Consider the following 11,888-nt stretch of genomic DNA (forward strand, 5'->3'; position numbering starts at 1 on the left):
ATTACGATTTTTACAGCTAAAACCTTGCCAATTTGAAAACAAAAAAAATAGTTATAACTGGTGGCCCAGGCACAGGGAAAACATCGCTTATTAACGAACTTAAAACTCGTGACTACATTTGCTACGATGAAGTTTCTAGAGACGTTATTTTAGAAGCCCGTAAAGAAGGAATTGAACAGCTGTTTCTTACAAAACCGCTTTTGTTTAGTGAACGCCTTTTAGAAGGTAGAAAACAACAATATATTGAAGCGAATAGCTCTAAGTCGGATATCATCTTCTTAGATCGTGGTATTCCTGATGTGTTAGCTTATATGGACTACGCTAATGAAACCTACCCTAATCACTTTGTTAACGCTAGTCAAGATCATACTTATGACGCTGTGTTTGTTCTAGCTCCTTGGGAAGCCATATTTGAAAGCGATAATGAACGTTACGAGAATTTTAAACAAGCCGAAGAAATTCATGACTTTCTATTAACCACCTACAAGAAATTTGATTACAACTTAACCGATGTCCCTTTTGATACCATTGAAAACCGTGTTGATTTTTTACTTAATCACTTGAGTTTACTGTAATGCAACAACCGCTAGACATATTGGAGCGTTTTTGGGGATACACCTCGTTTAAACCTTTACAAGATGTTGTTATAAACGATGTTATAAATGGATATGACACTTTGGCACTTATGCCAACTGGCGGCGGAAAATCGATGTGTTTTCAAATACCTGCATTAATAAAGGATGGTATTTGCATTGTTGTATCGCCTTTGGTGGCTTTAATGAAAGATCAAGTACAACAGTTAAACCAAAAAGGTATAAAAGCACTTTGCCTAACGAGTGGGATTTCTTATAACGATTTAGATACCTTTTTAGATAACTGTATTTATGGAAATTACAAGTTTTTGTATTTATCGCCCGAACGACTTCAACAAGAACTAGTACAAGATCGGATTAGGCAAATGAATGTTAACCTAATTGCCATTGATGAAGCACATTGTATCTCGCAATGGGGAAACGATTTTCGTCCAGCATACAAAAATATTAGTCTATTAAGAGAGTTAAAGCCTCATGTTAATTGTATTGCTTTAACGGCTTCGGCTACAGAAAAAGTCGTAGATGATATTGTTGCAAATTTAGATTTTGTAACCCCTAAAATACATAAACAATCTTTTGAGCGAGCTAACTTAGCTTACATGGTTTTTCATGAAGAAGATAAACTTTATAGGCTAGAAACTATTTTAAAAAAGAACCCAGCCTCTTCTATTGTTTATGTTAGAAATAGAAAAGCAACTCTAGATACAGCACTCAAACTAGAACAATTAGGGTTGTCTGCTACCTATTATCATGGTGGATTGTCTAACAAAGAGAAGGAAAAACATCAACATCAATGGATTAACAATCAAAAGATGGTGATGGTTGCTACCAATGCGTTTGGTATGGGTATAGATAAACCCGATGTAAAAACTGTTATTCATCTACACTTACCCGAAAGTATTGAAAGTTATTTTCAAGAAGCTGGACGTGCTGGTAGGAATGGCAATAAAGCGTTTGCTGTAATTTTAAAAAATGATAGCGACAAGCAACTGGTAGAAAATCAGTTTTTAAGCATTTTACCATCAATAAAAAAAGTCAAGTACATTTATAAAAAACTATGCAACTACTTTCAAATTTCTTATGGTGAAGGAAGCTACGAAACGTTTGATTTTAAGTTTAACCATTTCTGCAAAACATACGAGCTTAACAGCCTTTTAGCATACAATGTTTTACGTGTTTTAGACAGAACAAGTGTTATTGTACTTTCTAAGCAATTTAATAAAAAAACAACGGTTAAGTTTGTGGTAACCGATACAGCTTTATTTGCTTATTTAAGCAAACAATCCTTAAAAGTTAACCTTATTGTAAAAACTATTTTACGAACTTATGGCGGGATTTTTGAACACGATATAAAGATAAATTCTGTTTTAGTTTCAAGTAAAGCGAACATTCCTGAAGACGATGTCATAACTGTTTTAAAGCAATTAGAAGCCGATAGTATCATCTCGCTTCACCTTACAACTACCGATGCGCAGATTACTTTTATTGAACCGCGTGAAGATGATAAAACCATTAATAGAATATCGCATATTATAAAGCAGCAAAACGAACTAAAGCATCAACAGGTTTCTTCTATATTACGCTACATTGAAAACACCACAACTTGTCGCAGTGTACAATTACTGTCCTATTTTGGCGAAACCAATGCTAAAGCTTGTGGAATTTGTTCGGTTTGCATTCAACAAAAAACAAAAGCAACACCTCATATAAACAATGTAAAAGCCTTAATTTTGCATCATTTAAAAGCAACCCCTAAAAGTTCTAGAGAATTAACAGAACTTACTAAAATATCAGAAAACAATATACACCAAGCTATAAAACAACTTTTAGAAGAAGATGTTATTAGTGTAACGGTAAAAAACACATACAAAATCAACAAAGAATGACAGATAAATTACGCATTGTTTTTATGGGAACTCCAGATTTTGCTGTAGCTACATTGCAATCTCTTTTAGACCATAATTATAATATAGTTGGCGTTATTACAGCTCCCGACAAACCTGCTGGACGCGGCAGAAAACTCCATGAAAGCGCTGTAAAAGTATTTGCCAAGAAACACGATTTACATATTTTACAACCTACCAACTTAAAAGACCCAGATTTTATTAAGGACTTAAAAAATCTTCAAGCTAATTTACAAATAGTTGTAGCCTTTAGAATGCTTCCTGAAGTTGTATGGCAAATGCCAGAATTAGGAACGTTTAACCTTCATGCGTCTTTATTACCTAATTACCGCGGTGCAGCACCAATTAACTGGGCTATTATTAACGGGGAAACAAAAACCGGTGTTTCCACTTTCTTTATTGATGAAAAAATTGATACTGGTGAAATGATTCTTCAAAAGGAAGTTCCTATTGATTTTAACGAAAATGCAGGTAGTCTTCACGACAAACTAATGCGTACAGGCAAAGAACTAGTTATAGATACGGTACAGCTTATAGAACAAGGGAATGTTAAAACAACCCCACAACCACAAATACCTAATATAAAAACAGCCTATAAATTAAATCGAGACAATTGTAAAATAGACTGGCAAAAACCTATACAAGACATTTATAATAAAATACGGGGGTTAAGCCCATACCCAGCTGCGTGGACTATCTTAAAAAATGGTGATGAAGAATTAGACATAAAAATTTACTCGGCTAGTATTAGTGAAGATTCCCACACATTTGATGTAGGAACTGTTATAACCACAAAAAAAGACATAAAAATTGCTGTAAAAGATGGATTTATAATAATTGACGATATTAAGTTACCTGGAAAACGAAACATGAAAAGTAAAGATCTTTTAAATGGATACCATTTTCAGGAAAATGCTAAAGTGCTGTAACCCCTTATTATCATTGACAAAAAGAAAAAAATCGATGAAATGCATAATGGTTATTAACAAATCGCCTAAGTTATTAACAAAATGGTGTATTTGCCCTGTCATTACTTGCATGGTTGCATAATCCGTATAAATTTGTAGAGGATTTAACAAAAATTATGTTTAACCAACAATTTATTAATAATTAAATTTAAAATTATGAACAAATCAGATTTAATCGATGCAATGGCAGAACACGCTGGAATTACTAAAGCTGCTGCTAAAAAAGCTTTAGAGTGTATGCTAATCGAAATTGAAGGAGCATTACAAAAAGGAAACCGCGTTTCTTTAGTAGGTTTTGGTTCTTGGTCAGTTTCTAGAAGAGCGGCTAGAGAGGGAAGAAACCCACAAACTGGAAAAACTATAAAAATCAAAGCTAAAAACGTAGTAAAGTTTAAAGCAGGTTCAGATTTATCTAGCGCTGTAAACTAAGTTTAAGCTTCTTTTTTAAATCATATTTAAAGCCTTCTGAAAACAGAAGGCTTTTTAATTATCGTTTTCAAACATTTGTTTTTTAACATTTTTTTATTAGCTTTAGATAACTAACTCCTAACAGTATGATTACACTTCAGCCAAAAAAGGGTAATTTATTAATCGCCGAACCATCGATTATTGGTGATATGTCTTTTAACAGATCGATTGTTCTTTTGGCAGATCATACTAATGAAGGCTCGATAGGTTTTATTTTAAATAAACCATTAGATTTTACACTTAACGATATTATTCCATCTATAAATGCTAAGTTTAAAGTATACAATGGTGGTCCTGTAGAACAGGATAACCTTTACTTTATTCATAAAGCACCCGATTTAATCCCTAATAGTATAGAAATATCTTTAGGTATTTATTGGGGAGGCGATTTTAACCAAGTTGCCGAGCTTATTTCTAATGGCGAACTTACAGAAAGCGATATAAAATTCTTTCTAGGCTATTCGGGGTGGACAACCAACCAACTTGAGCAAGAACTAAAACTAAGCTCTTGGGTTGTTACCGAAAATATTTATAAAAAGGCTATTATAGAAAAGGACTACCAGTCTTTCTGGAAAGAAAAAATGCTTGAATTAGGTGGCGAATACAGTATTTGGTCTAACGCGCCAGAAAACCCTAGTTTTAACTAGATAGTCTTACTTTTACATTAAGTTTTTGCAATAACAACTTAGCAACATCTGTTGTATAAGTTTTCTTTCTATATTTTGATATAGGCTGAATCCCTGTTATTACGTTTGTTATAAACATTTCGTCTACACGTTGTAACTCAAAAGGCGACACCGATTCTTCTACCAATGTATAATCAGGTAGTATGTTTATAATATCTATAAGCTGTTTTCTTAAGATCCCTTTTAAACAACCATCGGAAATTGGTGGCGTTTTTATTTCCTTTCCTTTTACTAAAAACAAGTTACCGTTTAAAGCTTCTACAACACTTTTCTTTGTATTTAACAACAAACAATTTGCTAAATCATTCTCACTAGCATACACACTACCAACTACATTAATCGCTTTGTTATTGGTTTTTAGGGTAGATAATAAATCTGGAGACACATAGTAATCTTTAAATAAATCGACCTCGTAAGCCGATTCATCTAACAAATAAAAATCGCTTTCTAGAGAAGTTGCTGAAATTACATAACTAACAGCTTCATTTTTGGGCAAATACAAGCCACCCGTTTCTCTAAATACGACTATTTTAACTCTAGCTGTACGTTTACTTAGCTGGTTAGCTTCTACTGTTTTTAAAACCTCTTCTTTAATAAATTCCATGGTAAAACTCATAGGAATTTCCATACGTAAAATGCGCATTGAAGCCATTAACCTAAAATAATGATCTTCTAAAAAGAGGACTTTACCATGCACTACTTTTATGGTTTCAAAAAGGGCATCGCCATAGTTAAACCCTCTATTATTATAAGAAAGCGTTTGCTCGTTATTACTTAATGTACCGTTAAGATTTATCATTGCTATATCATTAAAAAATCCCGAAAAACTCGGGATTTGCAAATATATGATATCTTAAGTGAAAAATATTATGCTGAGCCTAAGACTTGCTTTAAATCGGAAATTTGGTTTTCCCAAAGCATCTTTGCTTCATCTAATTCATCTTCCTCTGTATAATCGGTAATAATTAACGACACATCTTTGGTAATTTCATCTACTTGAATTTTAATTTCAAAATAGTAGGATGAATCTTCATCATCAACCCATCTAAATTTAACGCGCTCGCCACTTTTCTTGCTTAATAATTTGGCTTGCTCCTCTGCGCCGTCCCAAATAAATTTAAAAAGTTCGCCTCTAGAATTTACATTTTCAGCAAACCACTCTGACAATCCAGAAGGTGTTGATATATATTGGTAAAGCAATTGCGGTGACGCATGAATGGGGAATTCCATTTCGTACTTAATCTTATCGTCCATAGTCCTTAAATAAAAATTATTTGCTCAATATATAGATTAATTAATAAGTTTTAAAACTATTTTTAAAATATTTTAAACAGATTATGTTTGCTTGATATAAATTTGTTTTTATATTTGCAGCCTTGAAAAACGGCGAGGTAGCTCAGTTGGTTAGAGCGTCGGATTCATAACCCGGAGGTCCCGAGTTCAAATCTCGGTCTCGCTACAAAATGTAAACAATTCAAAATAAGCGGTTTAGGTTCACTAAACCGTTTTTTTTATGTCTTTATTGAACGATTTTATTACATTTGAACACGGAAATGAACACGATTTGGAACACGATTCGGAACACGATTTGAGAAAAAAGCCCCAATTTTCTAGCCCAAAAATTTACAATGCTAAAGGTGATTTAAGCAAACGCTGGTACGTCTATTTTTCTTTTAGAAATCCCAAAACGGGAAAATTAGAGCGTATGAAAAATATTTATGGCATTGCTAACACTTACAAAAAGAAAGAAGAACGTTTAGCAGTTTTAAGTGTGTATAGAAAAAGGCTCCTTCTTCTACTTAAAAAAGGCTATAACCCTTTTGAGGATAACAAGCATTTATTAAAACAAAGCAAACCATCTAAAATCCAAAAACAGCAAAACGAGGTTGCAACCATACCCCATCCTATACAAGTGCAACAAACGCCTATTATTCAAAGACAGGATACCAATATAAATGTGCCTAACAATAACGCACAAGAAGTTACAGGCACATCGCTAGAGAAAGCCTTTGATTTAAGTTTACATTTAAAAAAGAATGTTGTTGGCGATCGAACGCTTAGAGATTATAGAGCTCATGCTGATAAATTTATTAGTTGGCTTAAAGAGGAACATCCTAACATAACCACCATAAACTTGGTCGATAAAGCTATTATAATGAGGTATCTTAATGAGGTACTGTCAAGATCAAGTGCTAGGAATTGCAATAACTACAGAACCAATCTTAGTTCTTTAATGCAAACTATGGAAGATAACGATATCATTCCTGCTAATCATGTTAAGAAAATAAAGGCTCTAAAAACGAAACCAGAACGTAACAAAACGTATTCTCATAAAACACAAACTGAAATTTTTAAGTACTTAGAAAAAGAAGACCCTGTCCTACTCCTGTATATTAAATTTATTTCCTATAACTTTTTAAGACCTATTGAGGTTTGTAGACTTAAAGTTAAAGACATCAACGTTAAAGAAGGCTTACTTCAGTTTAAGTCAAAAAACAATCCGCTTGAAGTTAAACGTATCCCTAACATACTACTAAAAGATCTGCCTGATTTATCACAATTTAATGGCGACATGCATTTATTTACGCAAGACAAAATAGGTGGATATTGGGATATTGATGAAACAAACAAAAGAAACCACTTCTCTGCGCGCTATAGAAAAGTTGTTAAACACCATTTTAATCTTGATAAAAATTATGGTTTATATAGCTTTAGGCACACATTTATAACAAAGCTCTATCAATCCTTAATAAAGGGTAGCACACCGCATGAGGTTAAAAGTAAAATCATGTTAATTACAGGGCATTCTACCATGGATGCTTTAGAGAAATATTTACGTAGTATTGATGCGGCTATCCCTGATGACTATTCGCATTTATTAAAATAGCATATGAAAGAAACCTTTAACACGTTACGTAACAATTTAACCAGATCGTATATCTTTTACGTCCCTAGCAAAGTATATGATGATGTTCAACGTACACAATTAAAGGATATGATTCCCTATCACTTAACTAACACTATTGTTTACATGGATGATGATAGGAAGACTATAGAAGATATAAGTGAATTTAATAAAGTTGAAATAATTTCTAAGAATAGTCTCTTTGATGAGAATATATTCACCCTTATTGATGCCCAAAGTAAACTAAGTGCCCCCCAGTTTAAGCACTTAATTAACAAGTATTGGGAGCATGTAGAAACGCATACCTACCTAACTAATTTAATGTACACACATCTTTCGGAATACATTAAAGATGCCTCTAAAAATGTGAGCGATATGTTTCTTTTGCAAAAAGATTACTTTTCAACGCACCACACAGAGATAAAAAGAACGTTTGGAGCGTTGTTGACGTCTAGGTTTACTAACGCTCTTATTTCTTATAACAAGAAACCCGTCCAAACTAAAAAGCAAAAGCCTAAAAAACCGCAAATTATAAGCGACGAAGACGCTGATGTCTTTTTATTGGAAACCGTCTTTAACATCCCTTCTAAAATGACTTCAAAAATTGTCAATACAGTAAACAAAACTAAAAAATAATTAAATTATACGTCAACCGTACGTAAGTTTGACGTTAATTTTTTTAAACGTTATATTTTCTCAAAATGCTTATTTAACTCTCTATTTCTTTTTTGTCTCACACCACAAAATCTCATAGAGGGTAACACCAATTTTCACCGAGGGACGCATCTTTCTCATCGAGGGTAGTCAACATTCTCACCGAGGGTAAACTAAAATCTCACCGAGGGTAGCGACTTCATTTGTAGTCAAATTATATGAAAATTGACTACAGATGATGTCAATTTCACCTTGTACCAACAGTTATAACATATTAACGCATTAGTTTTTTTAATCTGGTTTGGTATGCTTGGGTATAGTTTCTTTTTGCTTTTTCATCTAAAAAAGAGGCTTCAATTAATGCTTGTACCTTATCCTGTTTAGACGTTAAATTAGTAAACACGTTTTCTATTTGTTGTTTCGCTATGTTAGCTTCGCTTCCTAAAATATAAAACTGCTCTTTAATTTTACCTTTTGTTAAATTAGGTGGCAACAAACCCTCGTCTAATGCAAAATCTTTATCAGCTATATGTAATCTACTATTTAGTAAATCGTAAGCAGGGCTTAATTTAAAATCTCCCAGAGGGGTTTCTATTAAAGAAAAGTTTTTAAAATGTGCATCGCCATTAGAAAATAAATAGTTAAACAAAATAAGCTTAAACAATTTAATAGACTCTATAGTATAGGCAGGCACATACGTTTTTAATAGTGTAAAAAGCTCTAAATAATTACCTGTGTACTTATAATCTTCGCCATGTGTTTGCGGGGTTCTACCTGCCAATGACGCAAAGTCTTCTTGTGCCCATTTGCTGCCATCATTTTTAACATCAAACCGTTTTGTTATATAAGCGGGTGCGCCATTTTTAAAAAATATCAGTGCATTTTCTGCGGTATCAATTCCAAACACTTGACGTGCTATTTGCATGGTTACATGCTCGTTTGCTGGCATTAAATAGGTATTTTTACCAACATTTGGAATAGGCTTTAAGATGTATTGCCCTTGCTCGCCTTCTTGTATCAACCGTAATTTATTTTTATCTAATAAAACTGAAAATTTTTCTTGCACGCCAGATATAGACATACGGCTTCTATTGTCTGAAAATAATTCATCTGTAGTAGCATTATTTGTTGGCGAATCGTACGATAAAACAACACTTACTTTTTTACCATTAAACACACGTCTTAAAGCTGTATTACTATAAGTTGTGTAACCTTCTGCAAGTGTACTTGGGCAATATTTTATATCTGTAAAAGTCATTATTTATTTACTGCTTTAATGGTTATCGCCCCGATCGTATCATGCATGGCTGTTACCATTAAGATACTAAAGTAGTCTTTAGCATCTATACGGTTTTCAAAACAAACAACTTGTTTATTAGAGCCTTCTGGCAACATGTTATAAAAAAAAGGAAACAGATGTTTAGATGTATATTCTTGATGTGTTTTGGGTAGAGTTAAACTAATAGCTGGCTTATCTGAGTTATTAAACCATTGATCATAATATTTAAACACAAAGCTACCATTATCTAACTGTGTTAATACCCCAGCAGCTTCCTTTTTATATAAAACTTGGACTTGTCGCATTAGTCAGCTGTTAAGTTTTTAGCAGTAAAAATAAGTTCCATACCTAACGTATCACCTATTTTGGTTAACGTTTCCAATGTTGGATTGCCTTTACCACTTTCAAACTGTTTTAGTGTACGCAAACCTACACCTGAAAGATCTGCAAGCATTTCCTGTGTGATTTTAAGCGTATCTCTACGGGATTTTACACTTTCTATTAATGTTTCATGGTGCATTTTATTGCTCTTTTAATGTAAATATATAAAATATTCACAAATAATCATAAAAAAAGTGCACTAAACCACACTATTGATTAATTTTTACTAAAACAACTAATAGAACATCTTGAAATGTGCATTAAAACGCACTTTTCAGATAGTAAAGCGAATTATTTTTTTAAGCTGTAAAAGAAATCTCATCGAGGGTAGCCAACATTCTCATCGAGGGTAATTACAGTTTTCACCGAGGGTAGCGACTTCATTTGTAGTCAAATTGTATGAAAATTGACTACATATGAAGTCAAATTTAACTACAATAAAAAAGGATATCTAAATATTAATAATAGTTAAATGGGATAACAAAGCAGTGCATTAAAAATTAATTTCTAATCTAATCCTAATTTAAAAGCCACACCTGATTTTACAATTTCAGTAACATTGATTGTAGGCATTAAGAAGTCATTAAAAGGCGTATTTTCTGTTCTACTATGCAAAACACCTCTTGCCGTACCAATGGTTAACATAATTAAATGACGAATAAAACCAACAGGAATAGTCAATTTGGTTTTGTCTTTATTTTTAAAACTTTCCCAAGCATCATCTACAATTTTGAAATGACACGCTATTTCCAATACTAAAAATGCTTTTTTATCTTGATAAAATGCTGGTGATACAAAAACCGCTACCATTTTGTCTTTTTCATTAATGCCATATTTAGCGTTTACGCTAAATTGTACATCTTCCCCTTCTTTAAAAGCAGATTCAATTATTGCAAATTGCTCTGTTGTTATTTTCTTTAATGAAAATCCTATTTTATCAGACATTATGCCACTACCTTTAAATGATTATCTCCACGACGCACATAAGTTGATGTTTCTACCATTTCACTATAATCAAAAGACAACTCGTTATCCTCTTGAATTAATTTTCCAAAATGATATTTGAAACGCATTAACTCTTTGGCCTTAATAGTAACCGTAAACTTATCTTCGCTTGAAAGCATTTCCTCTTTCTTGACTTCCTCTTGAGGTACTTCAATTAGCTTTACACCTAATATTTTACCTACTTTGGTAATGGTATCAATTCCTAAACGTTCTTGACCTTTTAATAGTTTACTTATGTATTGTGGTGAGCAGTCTAAAGCCTCTGCCAATTCCTTTTGGCTTTTAGGGTATGTATCTGTAGCCTTATTTGCTTTTAAGGCAGATAATACTTTAACTGCAATTTTGAAAGAAATATCAAGCCACTCTTCATTTTCCTTTCTCCATTTGGCTTTTTCTAACCAAGCAGTATCCTTTTTTGAGTTCTTTAGTAATTTATTTTTGATGTTGTTTATGCTCATAACGTTGTGGTGTGTGCTGTTTTGTGTGTTTAATACGACTCTACAAAATCTAATTGGTCATTCTCTTCGTCGAGTAAAAATTGTTTTGTTATTTCAAGTTTATCCAATTCAAGAATTAAATGGTCTGTTTCGTTCATAGTTGGTGTTAATTTAATTGCACCTCCTGAAACTACAAATAAGTTGACATCAACTCTAATGGCATAGATGCGAAGCCAACTGGGTTTAATGATTCCTTTGGCTTTGTCTTTTTCATAATCTTCAATAACTCCTGTTGAGAGTGGTTCAAATAGTGTAGATAATGTTTCAAGTCTTTCGGTTTTTCCAAGTTCAGCAATTTCTAATAGTTCTTGCTCAAATAATTTAGCGTCTTCACGTGTTTTAATAATAGCTTCATCAATTGTGATGCCATTCCAAAACACATTGTCTAAATCTTCTTGGTGTTGCTCGAAAAACTCCCGTAAGTAGACTGGATCGTTCCATAATTCAAAACATTTTGCAAATTCGTGTGTAGCTTCTGTATCATATTGTACCGAATACAAGCTCTCTTCCACTACTGCAAATGTATCAATTATTTTCATTAAATCAAC

Annotated in this window: 15 protein-coding genes and 1 tRNA gene; 8 read left to right on the plus strand and 8 right to left on the minus strand. The window is 32.9% G+C overall.

Going from position 1 to position 11,888, the window contains the following annotated elements:
- Window positions 1-32 precede the first annotated feature (32 nt).
- The 5 genes from EJA19_RS05280 (at window position 33) to EJA19_RS05300 (ending at window position 4,580) form a co-directional block, all read left to right on the plus strand.
- Complete coding sequence (locus EJA19_RS05280) at window positions 33-575, plus strand: AAA family ATPase (RefSeq protein WP_125467308.1); 543 nt, start codon at window positions 33-35, stop codon at window positions 573-575.
- Window positions 575-2,479, plus strand: coding sequence for a RecQ family ATP-dependent DNA helicase (locus EJA19_RS05285; RefSeq protein WP_125467309.1), 1,905 nt, complete (start codon window positions 575-577; stop codon window positions 2,477-2,479). The genes EJA19_RS05280 and EJA19_RS05285 overlap by 1 nt, the downstream gene beginning before the upstream one ends.
- Window positions 2,476-3,426, plus strand: coding sequence for a methionyl-tRNA formyltransferase (gene fmt, locus EJA19_RS05290; RefSeq protein ID WP_125467310.1), 951 nt, complete (start codon window positions 2,476-2,478; stop codon window positions 3,424-3,426). Before EJA19_RS05285 ends, fmt begins: the two co-directional genes overlap by 4 nt.
- Window positions 3,427-3,621: 195 nt before the next feature.
- The gene (locus EJA19_RS05295) at window positions 3,622-3,894 is read left to right on the plus strand and encodes an HU family DNA-binding protein (protein WP_125467311.1); all 273 of its coding nucleotides are present in this window, start codon (window positions 3,622-3,624) and stop codon (window positions 3,892-3,894) included.
- A 125-nt stretch (window positions 3,895-4,019) separates the two neighbouring features.
- Window positions 4,020-4,580, plus strand: coding sequence for a YqgE/AlgH family protein (locus EJA19_RS05300; RefSeq protein WP_125467312.1), 561 nt, complete (start codon window positions 4,020-4,022; stop codon window positions 4,578-4,580).
- Here EJA19_RS05300 and EJA19_RS05305 read toward each other — a convergent pair.
- Together EJA19_RS05305 and EJA19_RS05310 are read right to left on the minus strand one after the other, a co-directional pair.
- The gene (locus EJA19_RS05305; RefSeq protein ID WP_125467313.1) at window positions 4,573-5,418 is read right to left on the minus strand and encodes an aminotransferase class IV; all 846 of its coding nucleotides are present in this window, start codon (window positions 5,416-5,418) and stop codon (window positions 4,573-4,575) included. The two genes, EJA19_RS05300 and EJA19_RS05305, sit on opposite strands and share 8 nt — an antisense overlap.
- A gap of 68 nt (window positions 5,419-5,486) precedes the next feature.
- Window positions 5,487-5,873, minus strand: coding sequence for an START-like domain-containing protein (locus EJA19_RS05310; RefSeq protein ID WP_125467314.1), 387 nt, complete (start codon window positions 5,871-5,873; stop codon window positions 5,487-5,489).
- Between the two features lie 131 nt (window positions 5,874-6,004).
- On the opposite strand from EJA19_RS05310, the gene EJA19_RS05315 reads away from it, so the two are divergent.
- The 3 genes from EJA19_RS05315 to EJA19_RS05325 all read left to right on the plus strand — a co-directional run bounded on the left by EJA19_RS05315 (window position 6,005) and on the right by EJA19_RS05325 (window position 8,160).
- A tRNA-Met gene (locus EJA19_RS05315) sits at window positions 6,005-6,078 on the plus strand.
- Between the two features lie 54 nt (window positions 6,079-6,132).
- Window positions 6,133-7,506 (plus strand): tyrosine-type recombinase/integrase, encoded by a 1,374-nt coding sequence (locus tag EJA19_RS05320; RefSeq protein WP_125467315.1) that lies wholly within the window; start codon window positions 6,133-6,135, stop codon window positions 7,504-7,506.
- A gap of 3 nt (window positions 7,507-7,509) precedes the next feature.
- Window positions 7,510-8,160 (plus strand): hypothetical protein, encoded by a 651-nt coding sequence (locus tag EJA19_RS05325; RefSeq protein ID WP_125467316.1) that lies wholly within the window; start codon window positions 7,510-7,512, stop codon window positions 8,158-8,160.
- A 292-nt stretch (window positions 8,161-8,452) separates the two neighbouring features.
- Here EJA19_RS05325 and EJA19_RS05330 read toward each other — a convergent pair whose 3' ends face one another.
- The 6 genes from EJA19_RS05330 to EJA19_RS05355 all read right to left on the minus strand — a co-directional run bounded on the left by EJA19_RS05330 (window position 8,453) and on the right by EJA19_RS05355 (window position 11,879).
- Window positions 8,453-9,436: a type II toxin-antitoxin system HipA family toxin gene (locus EJA19_RS05330; RefSeq protein ID WP_125467317.1), complete on the minus strand. Its 984-nt coding sequence runs from the start codon at window positions 9,434-9,436 to the stop codon at window positions 8,453-8,455.
- On the minus strand, window positions 9,436-9,762 hold the full coding sequence (locus tag EJA19_RS05335; protein ID WP_125467318.1) for a HipA N-terminal domain-containing protein: 327 nt from the start codon (window positions 9,760-9,762) through the stop codon (window positions 9,436-9,438). The genes EJA19_RS05330 and EJA19_RS05335 overlap by 1 nt, the downstream gene beginning before the upstream one ends.
- Entirely contained in the window at window positions 9,762-9,977 is a 216-nt protein-coding gene (locus EJA19_RS05340; RefSeq protein ID WP_125467319.1) for a helix-turn-helix domain-containing protein, read from the minus strand. Before EJA19_RS05340 ends, EJA19_RS05335 begins: the two co-directional genes overlap by 1 nt.
- Before the next feature lie 368 nt (window positions 9,978-10,345).
- Window positions 10,346-10,783 carry a hypothetical protein gene (locus tag EJA19_RS05345; protein WP_125467320.1) on the minus strand — a complete coding sequence of 146 codons (438 nt, stop codon included), beginning with the start codon at window positions 10,781-10,783 and terminating at the stop codon, window positions 10,346-10,348.
- Window positions 10,783-11,301, minus strand: a complete 519-nt coding sequence (locus EJA19_RS05350; protein WP_125467321.1) for a helix-turn-helix domain-containing protein — start codon at window positions 11,299-11,301, stop codon at window positions 10,783-10,785. Before EJA19_RS05350 ends, EJA19_RS05345 begins: the two co-directional genes overlap by 1 nt.
- Window positions 11,302-11,330: 29 nt before the next feature.
- Window positions 11,331-11,879 carry a hypothetical protein gene (locus EJA19_RS05355; RefSeq protein ID WP_125467322.1) on the minus strand — a complete coding sequence of 183 codons (549 nt, stop codon included), beginning with the start codon at window positions 11,877-11,879 and terminating at the stop codon, window positions 11,331-11,333.
- Window positions 11,880-11,888: the final 9 nt, after the last annotated feature.

It is taken from the genome of Mangrovimonas spongiae, from assembly GCF_003944795.1.
GTDB lineage: Bacteria > Bacteroidota > Bacteroidia > Flavobacteriales > Flavobacteriaceae > Mangrovimonas > Mangrovimonas spongiae.